The organism is Plantactinospora sp. KLBMP9567, assembly GCF_033446045.1.
In the GTDB taxonomy this organism is placed as follows: Bacteria; Actinomycetota; Actinomycetes; order Mycobacteriales; family Micromonosporaceae; genus Plantactinospora.
The window spans coordinates 68,588-91,077 of record NZ_JAWQRR010000031.1; the positions used below are offsets into that span (position 1 = coordinate 68,588).

The 22,490-nt window shown below is 73.3% G+C and carries 20 protein-coding genes; 8 read left to right on the forward strand and 12 right to left on the reverse strand.

All coding sequences use genetic code 11. The annotated features are described in order from the left end of the window. Positions 1–40 precede the first annotated feature (40 nt). On the reverse strand, positions 41–1,957 hold the full coding sequence (locus tag R6Y94_RS24060) for a hypothetical protein (protein WP_318395138.1): 1,917 nt from the start codon (positions 1,955–1,957) through the stop codon (positions 41–43). Next, on the reverse strand, positions 1,954–3,945 hold the full coding sequence (locus R6Y94_RS24065; protein WP_318395139.1) for a hypothetical protein: 1,992 nt from the start codon (positions 3,943–3,945) through the stop codon (positions 1,954–1,956). Before R6Y94_RS24065 ends, R6Y94_RS24060 begins: the two co-directional genes overlap by 4 nt. A 190-nt stretch (positions 3,946–4,135) precedes the next feature. Between R6Y94_RS24065 and R6Y94_RS24070 the strand changes: the two genes are divergently transcribed. Beyond that, complete coding sequence (locus tag R6Y94_RS24070) at positions 4,136–5,326, forward strand: hypothetical protein (protein WP_318395140.1); 1,191 nt, start codon at positions 4,136–4,138, stop codon at positions 5,324–5,326. 187 nt (positions 5,327–5,513) lie between these two features. On the opposite strand, the gene dxs is transcribed toward R6Y94_RS24070, so the two are convergent. Next, the gene (dxs, locus tag R6Y94_RS24075) at positions 5,514–7,508 is read right to left on the reverse strand and encodes a 1-deoxy-D-xylulose-5-phosphate synthase (RefSeq protein WP_318395141.1); all 1,995 of its coding nucleotides are present in this window, start codon (positions 7,506–7,508) and stop codon (positions 5,514–5,516) included. 421 nt (positions 7,509–7,929) lie between these two features. Here dxs and R6Y94_RS24080 point away from each other — a divergent pair, with 421 nt between their 5' ends. Next, the gene (locus R6Y94_RS24080; RefSeq protein ID WP_318395142.1) at positions 7,930–8,181 is read left to right on the forward strand and encodes a hypothetical protein; all 252 of its coding nucleotides are present in this window, start codon (positions 7,930–7,932) and stop codon (positions 8,179–8,181) included. Positions 8,182–8,359: 178 nt separating this feature from the next. Continuing rightward, positions 8,360–9,142, forward strand: a complete 783-nt coding sequence (locus R6Y94_RS24085; protein ID WP_318398121.1) for an RNA ligase family protein — start codon at positions 8,360–8,362, stop codon at positions 9,140–9,142. A 136-nt stretch (positions 9,143–9,278) separates the two neighbouring features. Here the strand turns inward: R6Y94_RS24085 and R6Y94_RS24090 are convergent, their stop codons facing one another. Then, on the reverse strand, positions 9,279–10,550 hold the full coding sequence (locus R6Y94_RS24090; RefSeq protein WP_318395144.1) for a class I SAM-dependent RNA methyltransferase: 1,272 nt from the start codon (positions 10,548–10,550) through the stop codon (positions 9,279–9,281). Further along, complete coding sequence (locus tag R6Y94_RS24095; protein ID WP_318395145.1) at positions 10,547–12,667, reverse strand: APC family permease; 2,121 nt, start codon at positions 12,665–12,667, stop codon at positions 10,547–10,549. Before R6Y94_RS24095 ends, R6Y94_RS24090 begins: the two co-directional genes overlap by 4 nt. A gap of 306 nt (positions 12,668–12,973) precedes the next feature. Between R6Y94_RS24095 and R6Y94_RS24100 the strand changes: the two genes are divergently transcribed. Together R6Y94_RS24100 and R6Y94_RS24105 are read left to right on the forward strand one after the other, a co-directional pair. Further along, entirely contained in the window at positions 12,974–13,639 is a 666-nt protein-coding gene (locus tag R6Y94_RS24100; protein ID WP_318395146.1) for a TrkA family potassium uptake protein, read from the forward strand. Position 13,640: 1 nt separating this feature from the next. After that, complete coding sequence (locus tag R6Y94_RS24105) at positions 13,641–14,336, forward strand: TrkA family potassium uptake protein (protein WP_318395147.1); 696 nt, start codon at positions 13,641–13,643, stop codon at positions 14,334–14,336. Between the two features lie 37 nt (positions 14,337–14,373). On the opposite strand, the gene R6Y94_RS24110 is transcribed toward R6Y94_RS24105, so the two are convergent. The 4 genes from R6Y94_RS24110 to dut all read right to left on the reverse strand — a co-directional run bounded on the left by R6Y94_RS24110 (position 14,374) and on the right by dut (position 17,286). Next, complete coding sequence (locus R6Y94_RS24110) at positions 14,374–15,072, reverse strand: DUF3159 domain-containing protein (protein ID WP_318395148.1); 699 nt, start codon at positions 15,070–15,072, stop codon at positions 14,374–14,376. Positions 15,073–15,115: 43 nt separating this feature from the next. Continuing rightward, complete coding sequence (locus tag R6Y94_RS24115; protein ID WP_318395149.1) at positions 15,116–15,496, reverse strand: OB-fold nucleic acid binding domain-containing protein; 381 nt, start codon at positions 15,494–15,496, stop codon at positions 15,116–15,118. Between the two features lie 299 nt (positions 15,497–15,795). Further along, positions 15,796–16,536, reverse strand: a complete 741-nt coding sequence (locus tag R6Y94_RS24120) for a DUF3710 domain-containing protein (protein WP_318395150.1) — start codon at positions 16,534–16,536, stop codon at positions 15,796–15,798. Between the two features lie 198 nt (positions 16,537–16,734). After that, positions 16,735–17,286, reverse strand: coding sequence for a dUTP diphosphatase (gene dut / locus R6Y94_RS24125; protein ID WP_412102709.1), 552 nt, complete (start codon positions 17,284–17,286; stop codon positions 16,735–16,737). A gap of 42 nt (positions 17,287–17,328) precedes the next feature. Between dut and R6Y94_RS24130 the strand changes: the two genes are divergently transcribed. Next, entirely contained in the window at positions 17,329–17,820 is a 492-nt protein-coding gene (locus R6Y94_RS24130; protein ID WP_318395152.1) for a DUF3093 domain-containing protein, read from the forward strand. 88 nt (positions 17,821–17,908) lie between these two features. Here the strand turns inward: R6Y94_RS24130 and R6Y94_RS24135 are convergent, their stop codons facing one another. Both R6Y94_RS24135 and R6Y94_RS24140 read right to left on the reverse strand, forming a co-directional pair. Then, positions 17,909–18,802, reverse strand: coding sequence for a hypothetical protein (locus R6Y94_RS24135; RefSeq protein WP_318395153.1), 894 nt, complete (start codon positions 18,800–18,802; stop codon positions 17,909–17,911). 198 nt (positions 18,803–19,000) lie between these two features. Beyond that, complete coding sequence (locus tag R6Y94_RS24140; protein ID WP_203861001.1) at positions 19,001–19,297, reverse strand: DUF4193 domain-containing protein; 297 nt, start codon at positions 19,295–19,297, stop codon at positions 19,001–19,003. A gap of 422 nt (positions 19,298–19,719) precedes the next feature. On the opposite strand from R6Y94_RS24140, the gene R6Y94_RS24145 reads away from it, so the two are divergent. Beyond that, positions 19,720–20,265: a LytR C-terminal domain-containing protein gene (locus R6Y94_RS24145; protein WP_318395154.1), complete on the forward strand. Its 546-nt coding sequence runs from the start codon at positions 19,720–19,722 to the stop codon at positions 20,263–20,265. Positions 20,266–20,268: 3 nt separating this feature from the next. Here R6Y94_RS24145 and R6Y94_RS24150 read toward each other — a convergent pair whose 3' ends face one another. Next, positions 20,269–21,093: an inositol monophosphatase family protein gene (locus tag R6Y94_RS24150; protein ID WP_318395155.1), complete on the reverse strand. Its 825-nt coding sequence runs from the start codon at positions 21,091–21,093 to the stop codon at positions 20,269–20,271. Positions 21,094–21,382: 289 nt separating this feature from the next. On the opposite strand from R6Y94_RS24150, the gene R6Y94_RS24155 reads away from it, so the two are divergent. After that, positions 21,383–22,490 (forward strand): sigma-70 family RNA polymerase sigma factor (locus tag R6Y94_RS24155; RefSeq protein WP_318398122.1); only part of this gene is annotated, 1,108 nt, incomplete at its 3' end.

A 22,490-nucleotide genomic window follows, 5' to 3' on the forward strand; every position in this document is an offset into this window, starting at 1 on the left:
ACGCCGGCAAAGAACCCGGCCGGGCGGCGCGGCCGACGACTCAGCCGACGAGGGCGCGGACGTCCCACACCCAGGCGCCGGAGATGTCCCGGCCCGGCCCGAGCAACTGGTCGAGGGTCTCCTTGACCGGCACGCCCCGGTGCAGGCCACCCTGCACCACGATGGCGGCCCGCCAGTGCCGCAGGTCCTCGATCGCCTGCCGCCGTTCGACCTCACCGATCGGCGGCACCTCACCGGTGGCGGCGACCCGGTCGAGCAGCACCGCGGTCGGGCGGTCCGGCGCACCCCAGCGGGCCTGCGGATCGTCCGGCCCGGTGGGTCCGATGAAGTAGCCGCCCGGGGCGGTGAAGGTCAGCCCGGTCCGGGCCGACCAGAACATCCCGGCGATCGCCTCGGAGCCCCTGGTCGGCGGCACCGCCACGAGGGTACGTCCGGGCGGCACGTACGACCGCCACTCGCCGCTGGCGACGAAGTCCGGTACCGGCCAGACGGGCCTGGTGTGCAGCGGCGTCGGCGCCAGCGGCAGCAGTACGGCGAGCACCGCCCCGGTCCAGAGCAGCCGGACCGGTATCCGCCCGCCGGCCACCCCTGCCCCGGCTTCCGGCAGCGCACGGCTGTCCGCCGCGCCGCCGGCCGTACGCCGGAACACCCCGTCGAAGGAGAGCGCCAGCAGGATCGCCAGGGCCGGTACGCAGATCAGCGGAAACCGGGCCGGCACCGCCAGATCGATCAGCGGCAGCCCGGAGACCAGCCGGTACGGGCCGGGCAGGTCCAGCACCTCCCCGCCCAGCCGCAGGTCCTCGCCGAGCGACAGCGTGGCGAAGACGAGTACGCAGAGCACCAGCGCCCGGACGAGCGGCCGCCGCCACTGCCAGATCGCCACCACCGCGCAGAGCACGATCAGCGCCAGCCCGAAGAAGGAGTTCTCCTCGGTCAGGTTCGGCGAGAGCAGGCCCGGCACCGAGTCGTGACCGGTGATCGACTGCCGGGACGCGGCGGTGAACGACGCCAGGTCCAGCGGGTACGCCTTCGGGTCGAACGGCAGCCCGCGATAGTGCCCCGGCCCGAAGAACTGGAACCACAGCGGGTACGCCAGCAGCACCACCCCGACCAGCGTGCCGACGCCGAGCCGGCCGAGAAACGCCGGAGCCAGCCGCCGGGCGGTGCGCGGGGCCGAGACCGCGTAGCCGACGGTGAACAGCCCGCAGGCCAGCACCAGGAAGGCCAGCACCTCCTCGCCGAGGAAGACCTGATAGCCGACCAGCACTCCGAGCAGTACGCCACGCCGGACCACCCGGTCGGTGCGCGGGTCGAAGACCACCGCGAGGATCGCCGGCACCAGGAACTGCGAGATCATGTGCAGGTGCCCGGTGGCCTGGGAGATCATCCCGGGCGCGAACCCGCAGAACAGGCCGGCGACGGCCGCGCCGAGGCGGGAGTCGACGATCCGCCGGGACAGGAAGAGATACCACGCGGTGGCCGTACCGGCCAGCGAGAGCACGACCGCGAGTAGATAGCTGGTCTGCGAGCCGAAGAGCAGGGTCACCGGGGTCAGCGGCACGCCCAGGCCGAGCACCGAGGTGTTCGCCATCAGGTTGATCCCGTCCGGCGCGTTCAGCGCGGTGCTGTAGAACGGGTTCTCCAGGTGGGTCACCGCCCGGGCGGCCCGGGCCAGCATCCACTCGAAGAGCATCATGTCGTTGCTGGCGTACGTCATCCGGTCCCGGTGCAGCCAGAGTCCGGAGGTGACGTAACCGGCGGCGGCCAGACAGAGCAGCACGACCGCCGCGTCGACCAGCGGACCCCGCCGCCGCGTCGACCAGGCACGCAGTGCGCCGAGTCGGTCGGCGGCGATGCGCCGCACCACCTCCCGGCGGCCGGCGCCGCTGGTCGCCGGCACGGCCGCCGGGACCGCGACGTCCGGCGCGGTCTCGGCGGGTCGACCCGGCCCGCTCACCCGGGCGTGCGGTTGGTCAGTGCGCGGACGTCCCAGAGCCACACGTCGGCGGTACGCCGGGCCGGGCCGGCGAGCTGGTCGACGGTGCTGCGCAGCGCCTCGACGTTGTCCTGCCGCACCGGCAGCACCAGGATCGCGGCCCGCCAGTGCCGCAGCTCGTCCAGGGTCCGCCGGCGCTGCCGGTCGGTCAGCGTCGCCGGCTGGCCGCTGGTGGCGACCCGGTCGAGTACCGCGCTGAGCCCGCTGGGCCGCCCGCCGAACCGGCCGGGGTCGCCGGTGTTGCCGTTGCGGGGAGCGAGGAAGTAGCCGCCCGGGATCTTGAAGTCAAGGTTGGTGGCGGCGGCCCAGCGCATCCCGTTGGTGTGCCCCATCGCCGGGATCGGCACCGGCACCAGCGTCTGGTCCGGGCCGACGTACGGCCGCCACTGTCCGGAGGTGATGAAGTGTGGCACCGCCGGCCGGCTCACCTCGCGCAACGGCAGCGGCAGGATCGGCACCAGCGCGATCGCCAGCGCCGCCACCACCACGGCACGCAGCGCCCGCTGGTCGGCGATCTCCAGCTTCCAGGCCCGGTCGGTGGCGAGCGCGAGGATCAACCCGATCACCACGGTGGTGATCAGGCCGAACCGGGTCGGTACCACCGCGTCGAGCAGCGGGGCCTTCACCAGGATGTCCCACGGCCCCCAGAAGGCGCCCCGGTTCCACCAGGAGATCCGCTCGCCCAGCGAGAAGATCGCGAAGAGCAGGCCGGTCACCGCGAGCGCCCGGATCACCACCTCGCGGCGGAGCCAGACCACGATCGCCACGGTCAGCAGCGCCAGGCTCCAGCCGAAGAAGGCGTTCTCCTCGGAGTAGTTCGGGGCGAGGTCGAGATTGGCCCGCTGGTTGCCGCCGAGCGTGGTGGAGCCGGGTACGAAGAACGCCGCCAGGTCGTTGCCGTAGTCCCGCACCGCGTCGCTGAGCCCGTGGTACGCCTGCCGGCCCGCGAACTGCACGATCAGCGGGTACGTCAGCAGCGCCCCGGCGAGCACGGCGCAGACCGCCAGGCCGGCGCCGAGCGGGCGCCAGGTCGCCTTCCAGCGGGCCGGCTCCTGGGCCAGCACGGCGAGCAGGAAGACCCCGCAGGCCATCGCGGTGAAGAGCAGGATCTCCTCGTTGATGAACGCCTGGTAGGTGACGAGCAGCGCGAGGATCACGCCGTCCCGGACCGGCCGGGTGGAGCGGGTCAGCACCAGTACCCGCCAGACGATGAACGGCAGCAGGAACTGGGAGATGATGTTCGGGTGCCAGTTGGCGTGCGACAGCAGCGCCGGGGAGAAGCCGCAGAGCCAGCCGCCGACGATCGCCGCGATCGGGACGCTGACCAGGTGCCGGGAGATCACGTAGTACCACGCGGAGGCGGTGCCGGCCAGGCCGATCGTCACCAGCACCACGAAGGACACCGCCGGGCCGAACAGCAGCGTCACGGGCACCATCGGGATGCCCAGCCCCAGGATCGCCGTGTTGGCCATCAGGTTGACGCCGTCAGGATAGTTCAACCGGTCGGTGAAGAACGGAAACTCGCCGTGCAGCACCACCCGGACGGAGTGGGCGAGGAAGTACTGCACCTGTGCGGGATCGCTGCTGTAGAGCGAGGCGACCCGGCCGGCCGGGTCGAGCCAGATCTGGCTGGTCACCCAGAGACCGGCGACCAGGAAGGCGGCGTAGACGGCGAGGTCGCGCCGCCAGGTGGGCCAGCGGGCCGGCCGGGTGGCCGGCTGGCCGGTGTTCCGGTCCGGGGTACCCGCGTCCTCGCCCGCGTCGCCGGGACGCCGCGTTCGCTCCTCGTCGGCGGCGGCCGCCGCCGCGGTATCCGAGCCGGTCTCGGAACCGGCGCCCGAACCCGCCGACTCCGCCGCGCCCCCGTCGGTTCCGGTCGCCGTTCGGCTTCCTGACTCGGGGCCCTCCGGGTCCGGCGTGGTGTGCAGACGTGGCTCGGCAAGCGTCACAGTCGGCGGAGTCTACAGGAGTACCCCATTGGTCCCAGTTGCCTGGGCGGCGAGTTTCCGCAGGGCGAGTCGTGTCGCCGGGACCCTGGTCCCCGATCGGTCGAGCTTTCCCGGGTCGCGCCCGAGCCGCGTCCGAGATCTCGTAGGATGTGGCTTCTGTTGACGACTGAGGCGGATCGGGAGCACAGCGGTGGGTTCACTCCCTCGTAGCGGGATCGTCGGCGCGGCCTTCACGCTGGCTCTGCTCACCGGCGGGTGCGGCACCGTCCCGAAGGAACCTCCGGTCGCGCTCCGGGTCGGCTACGACACGCTGGACGGCACCCTCCAGGTGTGGCCCTCGCGGGGCGCCCTGGCCGGTGATCCACAAGCGACCGCGGCGGTGGCCCGGGCCGTCGACGAGTGGCGCTCCCCGGTCGAAGACCGGGTGCACCTGCCCTCCTCCGGCATCCTCTGGCTCGGCGAGGTCGACGGTGGCCGGCTCGCGCTGGTCGCCGCCGACGTGCCCGGCGAGGCGGGGTCCTGGCTGTTGCAGTTGACCGGCGACGGAGCGGACTTCACGGTCGACCGGGCGGTCGAATACACCGATCCGGGCTACCTGGTCTACTCCGACGTGCTGCCGGTGCAGTTGCCCACCGGCCGGCGCTATCTCGTCTCCGCCCGGGTGGACCGGCTCCTCGGGCCGGACCGCCGGCCACTGGCCGTCACCGACGGCCTGACCGGCCCGGTCGCGCTGCCGGCCTGCGCCGCCCGCACCGTCACCGCCCGGCTGCGCCCCAGCGAGTCGCTGCCGAGCGGCAAGGCCGCCGACCGGCTCATCGACCTCGGCACCGGCATCGAGGGGCCGCGCTACCCACTGGTCGGCGACGACACCGGCTCCGGCGCGAAGGTGCTGGACGGCCTCGACACCTGCGCTCTCGGCACCAGGACCGGGCCGTTCGGCAGCATCCCGCACCGGGTGCACGGCGAGGCCCACCCCGGATCGGTGCCGGTCTCCTGGCCGATCGACCGGCTGTCGACGAAGGAGTTGGCCGAGGTCGAGCTGGTGGGTGCCGGGGAGGAGCCGGCCAAGCTCGAACAGCTCAGCTGGCGCACCGACGAGGGCATGATGACGGCGGCCCTGTTCCGGCCCGCCGGAGGTCCGCCGCTGGTCTCGGCCGCCGACCGGCTCGAGCCGCTCCAGGCGTACGTCCTGCCGTTGTCCAGCCCCGTCGTGGTGCTGGTCTGGCAGCCGAGCCCGGAGACCAGCCTCGCACTGCCGGCGAACACGACCCGACTGGTCGACCGCCCCGGCCTGGTCGTGGTGCCGAAGCCGGCCACCCGGGAGACGTTCAGCCTGATCGCCTCGGACAAGACCACCGACCGCTCTGCCGGCGGCAACTGACGACCACTCGACCAGCAGCTCTGGCCGTCGTCGTACCGTGCCTGCCCGGCAGGGCGGGCTCTGGTCGGCGGGAGGGCGGACACGTACCGCCGGGACCGGACGTACGCCTGCCGGTGGGGCGGACGTGGATCGACGCCGACGAGTCCGGTCGGGTGGACCGGGACGTCGGCGCCGACACGTCCGGCGGTCAGCCCCGGCCGTTGCGTCCCTTCGCCGCCCGGTCGCCGTTGGGGGCGGTCACCGGCACCGGCGCGATCGGCTCGTCGTCGAGCTGGGAGACCCAGCCGGTGACGTCCCGGGCCACGTCCTGCGCGGTCAACCCCAGGTCGGCGAGGATCTGCGCCCGGGTGCCGTGCGGCTGCCAGACCGGCGGCACGCCGAGGTCGCGTACCGGCACCCGGAGGTCGGCGTCGCGCAGCGCCTTGGCCAGCGCGTCACCGACCCCACCGGCGCGTACGCCGTCCTCGACCGTGACCACCAGCCGGTGGCTGCCGGCCAGCGTGACCAGCTCCGGCGGGATCGGCCGGACCCAACGCGGGTCGACGACCGTCACGCCGTAGCCCTGCTCGGCGACCCGGGCGGCCACCTCGACGCCGAGCTGCCCGAACGCACCCACCGCGACCAGCAGGACGTCGGTCCGGGCGGACTCGGCGAGCACGTCCACCCCGCCGGAGCCCGAGCCGGTGGCGGTGACCCGGCGCACCGCCGGCAGGTCGGCGACGACAGCACCGGTCGGGAAGCGCAGGATCGTCGGCCCGTCCTCCACCGCGACCGCCTCGCGCAGCTCCGCCCGTAGCGTCGCGGCGTCCCGGGGCGCGGCGATCCGCAGCCCGGGCACCACCCCGAAGACGGACATGTCCCAGATGCCGTAGTGACTCGGCCCGTCCGGGCCGGTGATCCCGGCCCGGTCCAGCACGAACGTCACCGGCAGTTTGTGCATCGCGACGTCGAGCAGCACCTGGTCGAAGGCGCGGTTGAGGAAGGTCGCGTAGACCGCCACCACCGGGTGCAGGCCGCCCATGGCGAGGCCGGCGGCGGAGGTGGCCGCGTGCTGCTCGGCGATGCCGACGTCGTAGACCCGGTTCGGGTACTTGCGGGCCAGCGCGGCGATGCCGGTCGGCTCGGCCATCGCGGCGGTGATGCCGACCACGTCCGGCCGCTCGTCGGCGATCGCGACCAGCTCGTCGGCGAAGACGTGCGTCCACTTCACCGACGGGGTGGCGAGCAGCCTGCCGGTCTGCACGTCGAACGTGCCCGGGCTGTGCAGGCAGTCGGCGTCGTCCTCCTCGGCCGGACGGTAGCCCAGACCCTTGCGGGTCACCGCGTGCACTATCACCGGCCCGCCGAAGCCCTTGGCCCGGCGCAGCGCCGACTCCATCGCGGCCACGTCGTGCCCGTCGACCGGGCCCAGGTACTTGATGCCGAGGTCCTCGAACATCGCCTGCGGCGCGACCGCGTCCTTGATGCCCTTCTTGACCGCGTGCAGCACCTCGTACATCGGCTTGCCGACCAGCGGGGTGGAGCCGAGCGCCTCCTTGACGACGTCCAGCACCTTCTCGTAGCCGGGGTTGAGCCGCAGCGTGGCCAGGTGGTCGGCCAGGCCGCCGATCGTCGGCGCGTACGACCGTCCGTTGTCGTTCACCACGATGACCAGTGGGTTGCGGGCGGCGGCGATGTTGTTCAACGCCTCCCAGCACATGCCGCCGGTCAGCGCCCCGTCGCCGACCAGCGCCACGACGTTGCGCGACTCGCCGCGCAGTGCGTACGCCTTGGCCAGCCCGTCCGCATAGGAGAGCGCGGTCGAGGCGTGCGAGTTCTCGATCAGGTCGTGCTCGCTCTCCGCCTGGCTCGGATAGCCGGAGAGGCCACCCCGCTGGCGGAGCTGGTCGAAGCCCTCCTGCCGCCCGGTGAGCATCTTGTGCACGTACGCCTGGTGACCGGTGTCGAACAGGAAGCGGTCCCGGGGCGAGTCGAAGACCCGGTGCATGGCCAGGGTCAGCTCGACCACCCCGAGGTTCGGGCCGAGGTGCCCGCCGGTCCGGGACACCTTCGCGACCAGGAAGTCCCGGATCTCGGCGGCGAGCGACGCCAGATCCTCGGCGGACATCCGCTTGACGTCCTGCGGTCCACGGACCGCGCCCAACAACCGTCCGGCGGACGTCTCCGACTCCTCCACCGTCATGCCGTCACCTCGCCGCGCTCGGCAGGGGTATCGGGCCGCACGGCGCTGGGCTGGCTGATTCGCTCCCTACACAGGCTCATAGCCGCAGAGTCTATCGGGGCCGGACCGGCCCGCAGCCGGGCCGCCGAAGCAGTGCCACGGATGGCCCCACGCCGCCCAGGTGGCAGAGGTTCGGTGCGCATCCCGGCGCGCAGGGTAGCCGATCGGAAGCGGGTCGGCGGGCGAACCGCTTCGCCGGCCGGTTCCGGGCGGCTGGCGATCAGCAGAGTCCCGTTGACCGGACGGCGCGGCCGTTGCGGACAGTCGACGACTCCACACCGCGAGTGGCGGGTCCGGGATCCGCCGAACGACCGAAAAATCGGGCAGATGCTGCCAAGGGCCGTAGCATGGCCGGTAACCCACCCTCCCCTAAGGTCTCGACATGTCGCCTGCTGGCTCTCGCCCCGAGTGGTCCCCCGGCCGGACCCGAACCACCCCGGCCTCCGGCCAGTACGCCGTCGGCCAGGTCATCGCGGTCGGTATCGTGCTGCTGGTCGCACTGCCGCTGCTGCCGCTGATTCTGCTGATCATCGCCTGGATCCGGCTCCGCGATCGGGCCGCCGCCCGGGCCGCCCGCCGGGATACGGAGGCGGTCCCCACGGCGCCCCGGTCCGCCCTGCACGCCATTCCCTGAGCCCCGCCCCGGCAGCACCGCCCGCGCCGACCACCACTGCCCCGCGTCCTCCGCCGCTGGATCCGGCTGGGTGCCCGCGTACCCGTGCCGAATCTGCGTTGCCTGCCCGGTCGGCGGTCCCGCAGAGTTGCCGGAACCACCGGCAGGTGGACGGCAGCGCAGATCACGGGGAGGCAGCATGTCCGACTTCAACGTCCGTACGGCGAACCTGGCCGCCGTCAATTCGTTGACGAAGTACCCGTCCATCCCGACCTACCACTCGCTCGACCCGCGCAACGGCGGACTGCTCGACGAGACCGTCGCCTTCTCCGGCCGGGTCCAGCTGACCGAGAAGGTCGACGGAGTCAACGGTCGGATCGTCTCGCTGCCCGACGGCAGTTACCTGATCGGCAGCCGCGAGGAGCTGCTCTACGCCCGGGGTGACCTGATCGGCAACCCGGCGCTCGGCATCGTCGAGGCGCTCCGGCCGATCGCCGACCGGTTGCCGCCGGGCGGCCGGGACGCCATCGTGGTGCATTACCTGGAGGTCTACGGCGGCAAGGTGACCGCCGCGTCGAAGCACTACACCGACACCCGGGCGGTGGGCGCCCGGCTCTTCGACGTGGTCGTGCTGGACGACTACGCCGAGCTGCTGGACTGGCCGGCCGAGCGGATCTCGTCCTGGCGGGAGTCGGCGGGTCAGCCGTTCCTCGCCGAGCCGGAGCTGCTGGCCCGGGCCGAGGCCGCCGGGCTGCCGACGGTACCCCGGCTGGCCACGGTCGACGCCGCCGAGCTGCCGACCGATCTGGAGAAGACCCACCGGCTGCTCGGCGAACTCCTGCCGGCCACGACGGTGGCCCTGGACGGTACGCCGGGCCGCGCCGAGGGCGTCGTGCTGCGTTCGGAGACCCGCTCGACGATCGCCAAGGCGCGGTTCCAGGACTACGAGCGGACCCTGAAGCGCCGCCGTACCGGCCGCTGAGCCGGCGGCGGCGGGCGGTGCCCCGGCCCGGGGGGGCCCGCCGCCGCCGGCCCGGGGCCCCCCCCCCCCCGGGCGGGGGCGGGGGGGGGGGTGGGGGGCCCGGGGGGGGGGGGGCCCCCCCCCCCCCCGGCCGGGCTCAGCCCTCGCCCGGCAGCAGCAGCGCCACCAGCTCCACATGTTGGGTCATCGGGAAGAGTTCGTAGCCGCGCAGCGCGGCCAGTCGCCAGCCCGCCTCCCGGAACGTCCGGGCGTCCCGGGCGAAGGCGGCCGGGTCGCAGGCCACGTAGGCCACCGCCCGGGTGGTGGCCGCGGCGACCGCCCGGACGACCTCGGCACCGGCACCGGCGCGCGGCGGGTCCAGCACCACCAGGTCGACCGGCCCGACGATCCGGCGCCGCCGCAGCGCCGGCCCGACCGACGCCCGGACCACCTCGATCTGCGGCAGGTCGCGCAGGTTGTCCCGGGCGGCCTCGACAGCCGGCTCCGCCGACTCCACCAGGGTGATCCGGCCGGCCGGGCCGACCCGGCCGGCCAGCGCCGCCGCGAACAGTCCGGCGCCGCCGTAGAGGTCCCAGGCGGACTCGCCGGCCCGCGGCGCCAGCAGGTCGAGTACGGCCGTCGCCAGCGTCTCCGCCGCCGCCGGATGCACCTGCCAGAACGCCTCCGGCGGCAGCCGCCACGTCCGGCCGACCGCCATCTCCCGGACCCGCTCCGCCGCCCCGTCCCCGGCCGCCGTGCCGTCCCCGGCCGCCGTGCCGCGCCGCCCGCGTACGGTCACGTCGCCGGCCGAGGAGGCGACCACCTCCACCAGGTCGGCGTCGGGCCAGAGCCGGCCGCTGGGCGCCAGCACCGGCAGGTCCTGGATCGCCGGGCGGGCGATCCGGCACCGGTCGATCGGGACCACCTCGTGCGAGCGGTGCTTGAGCAGCCCTGCCCGGCCGGCGGCGTCGACGGCGTACCGGACCCGGGAGCGCCAGCCGAGCGGACCGCCGGGCAGTTCGTCGACCCGGACGTCCAGTTCGGTGACCTCCTCCGGGGACAGTCGGGCCAGCCGGCGTAGCTGCTCGCGTACCACCTCGGCCTTCCAGTGCCGCTGCGCCGCAGGTGCGACGTGCTGGAGGTCGCAGCCGCCGCACCGGTCCGGCCCCGCCCACGGGCACGGCGGGACGACCCGGTCCGGCGAGGCATCGAGTACGGTCACCGCGTCCGCCCGCAGGAAGTCCCGGCGTACCTCGGTGATCTCGGCGATCACCCGCTCCCCCGGCAGCGCGTGCCGGACGAAGACCACCTGCCCGTCCAGCCTGGCCACGCAGTGCCCACCGTGCGCCACCGGCCCGACGGTCAGCTCGACCCGCTCCGCTTCACCGGGGCCCACCGAGGACACCCCGGACCGCTCCCCGGTGCTCATCGGGGACCGGCCGTGTCCCGCCCGGGGGCGGGCGGAGGCTCGTCGAGGTCGGTACCGGCCAGCGGGGGCGGCGGCGCCGGCGCGGCGGCGGTGTTCGACGGCGGAGGCGGGCCGAGCAGGCCACCGACGGCACCGCCGCGCGGGCCCCGGGCCGGTCCGCGGCTGAGCGTGGCGTCGAACCGGTCCAGGTTCTTCCGGGCGGTGGAGGCGAGTTGCCACGGCACGCTGGTCACCATCACCCCGGGCTCGAAGAGCAGCCGGCCCTTGATCCGCAGCGCGCTCTGGTTGTGCAGCAGGTTCTCCCACCAGTGCCCGACGACGTACTCCGGGATGAAGACGGTGACCACGTCGCGCGGCGACTCCCGGCGCGCCGACGCGACGAAGTCGAGGATCGGCCGGGTGATCTCCCGGTACGGCGAGTCGATCACGGTCAGCGGCACGGCCACCCCGTGCCGTTCCCACTCGGCCTGCACCGCCCGGGTGTCCGCCTCGTCGACGTTCACGGTCAGCGCGGTCAGGGTGTCCGGCCGGGTCGCCTGGGCGTAGGCGACCGCCCGCAGGGTCGGCTGGTGCACCTTGCTGACCAGCACGATCGCGTGGTTGCGGGCCGGCAGCACCGGGCGCCCCTCGGCCGGGGTCAGCTCGGCGGCGATCCGGTCGTAGTGCCGGCGGATGCCCAGCATCATGGCGTAGATCACCGCCATCGCGGCGATGGCGATCCAGGCGCCGAGCAGGAACTTGGTGATCAGGACGACCACCAGTACGGCCCCGGTGAGGCCCATCCCGAAGGCGTTGATGGCCCGGGACCGGACCATCCTCCGCCGGACGACCGGATCCCGCTCGGTACGCAGCATCCGGTTCCAGTGCCGGATCATCCCCGCCTGGGAGAGCGTGAACGAGACGAAGACGCCGACGATGTAGAGCTGGATCAGCCGGGTCACCTCGGCCTGGAAGGCGACGATCAGCAGGATCGCGGTCAACGCGAGGAAGACGATGCCGTTGGAGAAGGCCAGCCGATCGCCCCGGGTGTGCAACTGCCGGGGCAGGTAGCGGTCCTGCGCCAGGATCGAGCCGAGCACCGGGAAGCCGTTGAACGCGGTGTTGGCGGCCAGGAACAGGATCAGCGCGGTCGCGCCGGCCACCACGAAGAGCAGGACCCCGCTGCCCAGGATGGCCTGGCCGAGCTGGACGGTCACGGTCTGCTGCACGTAGTCGACCGGGCCGTGCTCGAGCTGCCGGGCCGGGTTCTCCATGAACTGCAGGCCGGTCAGCCGGGACAGCCAGATGATGCCCATGATCATGACGATCGCCACCGAACCGAGCAGCAGCAGCGTGGTGGCGGCGTTGCGGCTCTTCGGCGGCTTGAACGCGGGTACGCCGTTGGAGATCGCCTCCACCCCGGTCAGCGCGGCGCAGCCCGAGGAGAAGGCCCGGAGCAGCAGGAAGGCCATCGCGAAGGCGGTCAGGTTGGCGTGCTCGGCGCTGACCACCAGGTCGGCGCTGGGCGCCCGGAGGTCGTGGCCGAGGACGAAGATCCGGACCAGCCCGGTGAGGATCATCCCGATGATCACGATCATGAAGCCGTAGGTCGGGATCGCGAACGCGGTGCCGGACTCCCGCAGCCCGCGCAGGTTGATCGCGCTCAGCACGACCACCGCGGTCACCGCGACCCCGACCCGGTGCTCGGAGACGAACGGCAGCACCGACCCGAGGTTGGCCACCCCGGAGGAGACCGAGACGGCGACGGTCAGCACGTAGTCGACCAGCAGCGCACTGGCCACCCCGACGCCGAACTTCGGCCCGAGGTTGACGGTGGCCACCTCGTAGTCGCCACCGCCGGAGGGGTACGCGTGCACGTTCTGCCGGTAGCTCGCCACCACGGTGAGCATCACCACCACGACGGCCAGGGCGACCCACGGCGAGAAGAGGTACGCCGAGGTGCCGGCGATCGACAGCGTCAGCAGGATCTCGTCCGGGGCGTACGCCACGCTGGAGAGCGCGTCGGAGGCGAAGACCGGCAGCGCGATGCGCTTCGGCAGCAGGGTGTGCTGCAACTTGTCCGACCGGAAGGGTCGGCCCAGCAGCAGACGCTTGACTAGCGAGGTGGGACTGGCCACAACCGCTAAGGGTACGGCTGCCGGATTCGCCCGGTCGGGCGGTGCGGCCGATCTTCCCGGTGGGCCGGCCGACCCGGCACCCGGTAGCCCGGCACCGGGAGGGCAAGCCCGGTCACGGCTGGCAACCGGCCCGCGCCGGGCCACGTCGCGACGGGCCGTGGCGCGCCCCCTCCGGAGTTCGGGGCGCGCCCGGAGATCCGGCGACGCGGAGGTCGGGCGGCACGGGCGGGGGGCCGGATGACTACGCTCAGGGTGACATCACCCCACCGGACGGGTCGGTCCCACGGTGACCCGGGAGGACTTACCTTGCACGTCGTGATCATGGGCTGTGGCCGGGTCGGCTCGACCCTCGCGCACAACCTGGAGTCGCGCGGCCACTCGGTGGCCGTCATCGACCAGGACGCCGACGCGTTCCGCCGGCTCGGCCCCGACTTCGGCGGGATCACCGTCACCGGCGCCGGGTTCGACGCGGAGGTGCTCCGCCAGGCCGGCATCGAGCGGGCCGACGGCTTCGCCGCCGTCTCCAGCGGCGACAACTCCAACATCATCTCGGCCCGGCTGGCCCGCGAGACGTACGGCGTCTCCCGGGTGGTGGCCCGGATCTACGACTCCAAGCGCGCCCAGGTCTACGAGCGGCTCGGCATCCCGACCGTGGCCACGGTCCGGTGGACCGCCGACCGGATCGTCCGGCATCTGGTGCCGGAGGGGCACGTGGAGATCTTCCGCGACCCGACCAGCACCGTGTCGATCATCGAGGTGCCGGTGCACGACGACTGGATCGGCCGGCCGGTACGCGGGCTGGAAGAGGCCACCGGCGCCCGGGTCGGATACCTGACCCGGTTCGGCATCGCCGCCCTGCCGACCGCGTCCAGCGTGCTCCAGGAGGGCGACCAGCTCTCCATGCTGGTCACCGACGACATCGCCGACCAGGTGACGACGGTGGCGGGTTCGCCGCCGGAAGGAGGGCGCTGACATGCGGGTCGCCATCGCCGGGGCCGGCAACGTGGGCCGCTCGATCGCCCAGGAGCTGATCGAGAACGGGCACCAGGTGATGCTGATCGAGCGGAAGCCGAAGATGCTCCGCCCGGAGCGGGTACCGGCCGCCGAGTGGGTGCTCGCCGACGCCTGCGAGCTGGCCAGCCTCGAGGAGGCCGACCTGGCGAGCTGCGACGTGGTGGTGGCCGCCACCGGCGACGACAAGGTCAACCTGGTGGTCTCGCTGCTGGCCAAGACGGAGTTCGCGGTCCCCCGGGTGGTCGCCCGGATCAACCGGGCCGAGAACGAGTGGCTCTTCACCGACCAGTGGGGTGTCGACGTGGCGGTCAGCAAGCCACGGGTGATGGCGGCCCTGGTCGAGGAGGCGGTGACCGTCGGCGACCTGGTCCGGCTGATGACGTTCCGGCAGGGCGAGGCGAACCTGGTCGAGATCACGCTGCCGCCGACCGCCCCGTACGTCGGGCACCCGGTCCACTCCGTGCCGCTGCCCCGGGACTCGGCGCTCACCGCCATCCTGCGCGGCAAGCGGGTGCTGGTGCCGAGCCCGGACGACCCGCTGGAGGCCGGCGACGAACTGATCTTCGTCTGCACCGCCGAGGTCGAGGACGAGGTCCGCAAGGTGATCCTCGGTCCGGACAGCGTCGAACGGACCCGCGGCAGCAGCAGCGGCTGAGCCGCCAGGCCGATCGGGCGGGGCCTGCCGGCGGCGGTCAGCCGCCGAGCGGGGCCGGTACGGCCGGCACCCGGTTCACCCGGCGGACCGCCCAGATGGTGATCACCAGCAGCAGCGCGTACGGCGGATAGCCGAGCAGCAGCCGGGCGATGCCGAGCGCGGTGTCCATGTCGGCCAGGTAGAGCCCGGCCTGCACACCGACCTTGGCCAGCCACACCACGCCCCACAGCACGGTGAGTCGGGTGAAGGTGCGGACCAGCCGGGGATCCTGCCGCCACTCGGACCGGCCACCGGCGGCGATGATGGACCAGATCCAGCCGACCAGTGGCTGGCGGACCACCGCCGAACCGAGCAGCACCAGCCCGTAGACGATGCCGTAGAGGATGCCGGGCAGGTAGAAGTCCCGCTCGTCACCGGTACGCCAGGCGATCATGGCGCCGATGCCGATCCCGACCAGGCCGTTGACGGCGTGCCGGACCGGCCGCCGCTGGAAGAGCCGGACGACCGCGATCAGCACCGCGACCGCCACCGAGGCGATCACCGCGGGACGCAGCTCGGTGATGATGTTGACCGCGACGAAGACGACCACGGGGACGCTGGACTCGACCATCCCCCGCCAGCCGCCGAGCTGCTCGGCCATCTGCTCGGTCAGGCTGGGAAGCGGTTCCTCCTCCTCGGTCCGGCCTGCCGTCGGGTCGCTGCCCGTGCTGTCGGTGCGGGGCTGTCCAGCGGTCATCTGTGTGTCTTCCGGTCGCGGCCGGAGTCGACGCCGTCCGTGCTCACCGCGGCGACTCCAGCTCGTAGTACGGGTTGTAGATGACTTTACGGTCATCCCGTACCGCCATGCGACCGCGCGCGGTCAATTGCCGGCCCGGCTCGATCCCGGAGATGTGCCGGCGGCCCAGCCAGACCAGGGTCACGATGTCGCTGCCGTCGTAGAGGTCCGCCTCCAGGGTCGGCAGGTTCGTCCGAGGGGTGTAGACCACGGTGCGGAGCCGGCCCGAGACCGACACCACCTGGCCCCGGCGGCACTGCCCGGCCGGGGTGCTGCCGCACTCGGCGCTCTCCCGGAGCAACTCCTCGGCCTCGATCTCGGCCTCGCTCGCGGTGAGCCGTTGCAGGAAACCCCGCCACGAGACTCGGCCCTGGTCGGTCGCCATGACCCGGTGTCACCCTCCTCGACGCGCCCGCCCGGCGCGTCCTCGACACGACTGGCGTGAAGCCGTCCCGCAAGCGTACGCCGGTCGGCACGGGCGCACCTGCCGCCCGGTGGCGGGTTGCCGACCCGCCCGCCGCCCGCGCCCGGATCGGCGACCCCCTGACCTCCGGAATCCGCCCGGACAGGTCCCGCCGACGGCCGGGCGCGTCCGGGTTACCCCCGGGCGCCCGCCGACGGCCGCACCAAAGCGCCGCCACGACCGTTCCGGCACCCACCGCAGGGATACCCGACGGGCACTGGTCAGGCGCCGTCGCGGCGGGGTCGCGGCTCGGGCCGGTGCGGGTGCTGGTGGCCGGAGACCACCCCGTTGACCGGCGGCCCGGACCCGTCGCCCTCCGACTGCGGCTCGGCCCCGGCGGCCGCCTCGCGGGGCAGCCGCAGCGGCAGCGGCTCGCGGACCGGCTTGGCCTCCTGGCCCCGGTCGACCACCAGCCCGTTCAGGCACTCGGCGAGCGACCCGGCCGCGGCCGGGTCGCTGGCGGCACGCCCCTGGAAGACACCCTGGATCATCCAGCGCGGCCCGTCCACGCCGACGAACCGCAGGTCGGCGACGCCGCCGTCCGGGGTACGGACCCGGGCTCGCAGCTCGGTGCCGTACTCCCCGTCCACCTCCTCGGCCACCACCCCGTCGGCCGCCAGCGAGGTGCGGATCTCCTCCCGCCACTCCGGCCAGATGTCCTCGGTACGCGGCGCCGCGAAGACCCCCAACTGGAGGGCGCTCTCGCCGTGCACCAGGACGACCTGCTGGATCACCCCGTCCGGGTTGGCCTGGACGCGTACCTCCACGTCCTGTACGGCCGGGATGCGCAGGCTGCCCAGGTCGAGCCGCTGCACGTCCGGCGGCGCGTCGCCGATGTCGTACGGCCCGCGCCCGGGCCCCTCGGGCTCGGCCGCGGCGGCGAGGTCCTGGGTGTCGGCCGACTGCCGACCGGAGCGCTCGTCGCGGGAGTGGCGCCCGCCGCGTCCTCGGGAGAAGATCATGTGCTTACCTGCTACCTTCCGTTTCCGGCTGCCGGATGGGCGGATCACTCGCATTGTCGGCCACGGCGTACGGCGACGTCCGACCCGGGGCACTGAACCTTTTCACCCTCCCCTGGCGGTCCGCCGTGGCCGCAGGTGGAAGTCGGGACGCACGCACCGCGCTGTCCAGGTTGAAAAGGTCCACCCTTTCCGGCGGGTTCACCGGCTTCCCGCCCCCTCGACCCGCTCGCCCCGGTGGTCGGCGGCGACCAGCCCGGCGTGCCCGCCGGTCGAGCCGTGCCCGCCCGCGCCCCGGACGGAGTCTGGCAACTCGTCGACGGGCAGGAACTCGACCCGCTCCACCCGCTGCACCACGAGCTGCGCGATCCGGTCCCCCCGGGAGATCTTCGCCGGGGAGACCCGGTCGTGGTTGATCAGGTTGACCAGGATCTCGCCCCGGTAACCGGCGTCGACCGTACCGGGCGCGTTGAGCACGGTCACACCGAGCCTGGCCGCCAGCCCCGAGCGCGGTTGGACCAGCCCGACGTACCCGGCGGGCAGGGCCAGCGCGACACCGGTCCGGACCAGCCGCCACTGGCCGGGCGGGATCTCGACCTCCTCGGCGGCGACCAGGTCCGCTCCGGCGTCACCCGGATGGGAGTACGCCGGCAGCGGCAGGTCGGGGTCGAGTAGCCGGACGGGTACGGGCAGGACGTGCGTCACGCTCTCACTCTCCTGGCAGGTTCGCGGATCCACCGGTGCTGCCCCCATCCTGCCGGGTCGACCGGGCGCGTCGGGTCGTACCCTTCCAGCGTGGCCCCGACAAGTTCCGAGCCCGCCGTCGTCCCGGCCCGTGCCCGGTACGCCGAGCGGCTGACCCTGCCCTGGTGGCTCTGGCTGGCCGGGATCGCCGCCGCCGGGCTGCTGGCCACCGAACTCTGGCTCGGTTCCACCGGCGTACGCGCCTGGCTGCCGTTCGTGGTGCTGTTGCCGCTGGCCGCCGTCGGTCTCGGCTGGCTCGGCCGGATCCGGATCGCCGTACGCGACGGCGAACTGCTGGTCGACGACGCCCGGCTGCCGGTGCGGTTCGTCGCCGACGCGATCCCGCTGGACGCCGAGGGCCGGCGCGAGGTACTCGGAGTCGGTGCCGATCCGCTGGCGTTCGTGGTGCAGCGTCCGTGGGTGCCGGGAGCGGTGCAGGTGGTCCTCGACGACCCGGCCGACCCGACGCCCTACTGGGTAATCAGCTCCCGCCATCCGGTACGCCTGGCCGAGGCGATCCTCGCGGCCCGCGACCCGGACTGACCGCCGCCCGATCCGCACTCGGTCCACCGCCCGGCCGTATCCGCACCCGGGCAAGGCACCGGAGCCAGCCGGTTGCCGAGTCGGTCGGTCATCCGCCGAGCGCCTTGGGCCCCTGGCGGAGGTCCTCCCGGACCCGGTCGCCGAGTCCGCGGGTGGCCCGGCCGTTGAGGAAACCGGCCACCGCCGCGCCGGTCAGGAACGGCCCCAGGGTGGTCAGGTTGCGGCCGAACCGCCGCAGCAGCCGGTCCCGCAGCTCCTTGCGGGCCGCCGTGCCGAGTACCGCACCGACGCCGACCCCGGGCAGCAGCGGATTGACTCCGCGCTGGCCCGCCCAGGAACGGATCAGGGTGACGGCGCGCTGGCTGCCGCCGCCCGGCAGCCGCACGCCGTACGCCTCGTGCAGTTCGCCGATCAGCTTGAGTTCGATGGCGACCACCGCGACGGTCTCGGCGGCCAGCAGCACCGGTGCCGACAGCAGGGTCGGGGTGACCACCCACTCCACCGCCGCGACGCCGCCACCGGCCGCGCCCACCCCGGCGGTCGCCCTGACGGCGTTGCGGACCAGCCGCTCGGCCAGCGCGTCCCCGTCGAGACCGTCGAAGTGCCGGAGCAGGGTTTCCCGGTCGCGCACCGGGATGTGCGGCGCGATCTCCGTCACCGTGTCGGTGAGCCAGCGGACCGCCGCCTTGGGCTTGAACAGGTTTCCGGGTCGCCCGGTACGCACCTGGCCGACCAGCCGGCCGAGCAGCCGTCGCCGACGGGACCGGTTTAGCTCGTCGGCGGTGAGCGCGGCGACGGTCGAACTCAGCTCGTCGTCCCGGGACGCCAGTTCGGCACCTGGCGTCGCGCCCCGGCCGGCGGGCGTGGCCGGGGTCGTCCCGTCGACCGGCAGGGCGGGCCCGTCCCGGTCGGTCGGTCCCGGCGCGGCGGCGTCGGTCGGTCCCGGCGAGGAAGCGTCGGACGCCCGGTCGGAGCGGCTCATCATGACCTCCAGCGCGTGTCGTCGGTGGGGCGTGCCACCACGCGCATCGAGTCAAGCAGTTACCCGCCAGCCCCGCATGTCGAATCACGCGCGGCGACCTCCAGCCGTGGAGGTCGCCGCTCCCCCCGTACCGGAAGACTCACCCCGTACCCGCCGGACGGGCTCCCCTGCCCGGGAAGACCGCTCCGGCCGCAGTGGTCAGGCGCACTCGCGGCAGATCAGCTCACCGTTGCGCTCCACCGCGAGCTGGCTGCGATGGTGCACCAGGAAGCAGCGCGCGCAGCGGAACTCGTCCGACTGCATCGGCAGCACCTTCACGGTGAGCTCCTCGTCGGCCAGGTCGGCACCGGGCAACTCGAAGCTCTCGGCGACCTCGGCCTCGTCGACGTCCACGGCGGCCGACTGTGAGTCGACCCGCCGAGCCTTGAGTTCTTCCAGGCTGTCCTCGCCGAGGTCGACCTCGTCGCGACGCGGGGCGTCGTAGTCGGTGGCCATCGGTCTCACTCTCCCATATCGATATAGTCGCTTCCGGTTGTAACGCCGGAGGACGCTGTTTCGGTTCCCGCTGGCCGGCCTTCACTTCCGGTCGCCCGACCCGGCGCACGTTCCGGGTCGTGGCCGCCGGGCGGAACTCCCCCGGCGAGCGGGGTACCTTACCCCCCTTCGGGCGAGGCATGTATACCGTCCCTGCGGCAGACATGTACGTCCGAGCGCGCGGAGTTGTTCCCAATGTGACTCAGGCGACACGAAGATAGGGGTAGTGGTCGGCCGATCGGCGTCGGCGCGCCGACAAATCTGGCGGATTCAGCACCCGGTCGGACAACGGCTGGCGTCACCGGCATACTCGATAGCCACGGCGGCCCGTCCGGTCGGCCGCCCGGTGTCTGTTCCACACCAGCTTCGCAGGAGCCAAGCAGATGACTTTCGCGCGCGTCCGAGCCCTCCTCGTCGTCGGCGTGCTCGCGGTGATCGCCATAGTGTTCGTCGCCGTCACCCTCGTCCGCGACACCCAGGCCGGCAAGGAGGTCGCCAGCGACTGCCAGGAAGGCGACAAGCTCGCCGACACGCGGTTGCGGCAGGCCAAGGACATCAAGATCAATGTCTACAACGCGACCGACACCGCCGGCTTGGCCAACACGGTGAAGACCGACTTCCAGAACCGGCAGTTCAAGGTGCTCAAGGCCGGCAACGAGCCGGCCAAGAAGGGCATCGACGACGAGGTCGCGGTGCTGCGGTTCGGACCGAAGGGTGTCGGCTCCTACCAGGTGCTCAGGGCCTACTTCCTGAACAAGGCGGAGCCGGAGTTCCAGCTCGACCGCAAGGACGACGTGGTCGACGTCGTCATCGGCGGGGAGTTCAAGCAACTGGCGACCATCACCGAGGTCAACCAGGCGCTGACCCAGCGGGACAGCGACAGCACGCAACTGCCACCCCGGACCTGCGCCGACCCCAACCTGAAATAACCGTCAGGGGCCGCCGGCCGCGTCGAGCCGGGCCAGGTGGTCGTGCAGCCGGCCGAACAGCGCCGGCGGGGCCGCGATCACCAGGTCCGGCCCGGGTGCGGCACCGGACAGCCCGTCGACCCGGAGCCCGGCCTCGGTGGCGACCAGCCCGCCGGCCGCGTGGTCCCAGAGGTTCAGGCCCTTCTCGTAGTAGCCGTCGACCAGCCCCTCGGCGGCCAGGCAGAGGTCGATCGAGGCGACGCCGAACCGGCGGATGTCCCGGACGTACGGGATGAGCCGGTGCAGCACCCCGGCCTGGTGCGCCCGGCGCGCGGGGTCGTACCCGAACCCGGTGGCGATCAGCGCCTGTCCGAGATCGGTCTCCACCGAGCCCGCCAGCCGCCGACCGGCCCGGTAGGCGCCCCGGCCCCGGACGGCCGTCCACTCGTCCCCGGTGGCCGCGTTCCGGACCACTCCGGCGACCACCTCGCCGTCGACCTCGGCGGCCAGCGAGACGGCGTAGTGCGGCAGCCCGTAGAGATAGTTCACGGTGCCGTCGATCGGGTCGAGGATCCACCGTACGCCGCTGCCACCGGCCGGGCCGGCGCCCTCGGCGTCGCCGTACTCCTCGCCCAGCACGGCGTCGCCGGGCCGGGCCGCCCGCAGGGTCGCGACCGCCTGCCGCTCCACCGCCCGGTCGGCCGCGGTGACCACGTCGGTCGCGGTGCTCTTGGTGGCCACCCCGGAGACGCCGTCGGCGCGCATCCGGTACGCGCTCTCCGCCGCCTCCCGGGCCACCTCGACCGCGATCTTCAGCAGCTCCTCCGGAGCCGGTGTCGTGCCGTCCATGACGTCCCCTTCCCGCACGCCTGTGACGTCCCGCCCCCGGCGCGAGTATCATCCTTACAAAGTCAACACGCGCATCGGGTCGGTGGCCCCGGACCACGTCTCCGGCGTGCGGCGCGGGATGATCGCCGCAGACGGCGCTACAATTCACGCCTGCCCACGCGCCACGGACCGCCGAGCACCGGCCGGCCCGGGACACGGGGGTCCCTCAACCACATCGGCCCGACACAACGCATAGCGCTGCGCCGGCCGATCCCGGCCGTGCTCGCTCATCGCCTCCGGAAGGTCATTCGTGACAGAACCCCGCCACATCGGCGCCGACGTACGCTCGCTCACCGACACCCTGATCGCCCACGCGCAGAGCGCCGGCGGCCAGCTCACGTCGGCCGAGCTGGCGCGTACGGTCGAGTCTGCTGAGGTGACTCCGGCCCAGGCCAAGAAAATCCTGCGTGCGCTCTCGGACGCGGGGGTGACCGTCGTGGTCGACGGCTCGGCGAGTACCCGTCGCCGGGTCGCCGCCGCCCGGTCCGCCACTCCCGCCTCGCGGGCGACCACCGCCAAGGCGACCAAGAAATCGGCGCCGCCGGCCCCGAAGCAGGCGCCCGCCGCCGACGAGTCGGCCGGCGCGACGCGCAAGCCGGCGACCCGCAAGCCGACGCTCGCGGCCGACGGCGCGTCCCCGGCCGGTGCCGCCAAACCGGCCGCGAAGGCCGCTGAGACGGCCGCCAAGGCTCCGCCGAAGCCCGGCCGGGCAGCCGGCAAGGCTGCCGGCACCGGACCGGCCAAGGGCGCCAAGGCCGGCGCGCCGGCCAAGGGCGGCGCCCCGGACGGTCCCGGCGACGACATCGATCCGGAGGAGCTTGCCGCCGAGATCGAGGACGTGGTGGTCGAGGAGCCGGCCGAGCTGGCCAAGGCCGCCGAGGCGGACGCCGCCGACGCCGCGACCGACAACGACTTCGAGTGGGACGACGAGGAGTCCGAGGCGCTCAAGCAGGCGCGCCGGGACGCCGAGCTGACCGCCTCGGCGGACTCGGTCCGGGCCTACCTCAAGCAGATCGGCAAGGTTCCGCTGCTCAACGCCGAGCAGGAGGTCGAGCTGGCCAAGCGGATCGAGGCCGGGCTCTACGCCGCCGAGCGGCTGCGCGCCGCGGAGGAGGGCGAGGAGAAGCTCGTCCGGGAGATGCAGCGCGACCTGATGTGGATCTCCCGGGACGGCGAGCGGGCCAAGAACCACCTGCTCGAGGCGAACCTGCGGCTGGTGGTCTCGCTGGCCAAGCGGTACACGGGGCGGGGCATGGCGTTCCTGGACCTGATCCAGGAGGGCAACCTCGGCCTGATCCGCGCCGTCGAGAAGTTCGACTACACCAAGGGCTACAAGTTCTCCACCTACGCCACCTGGT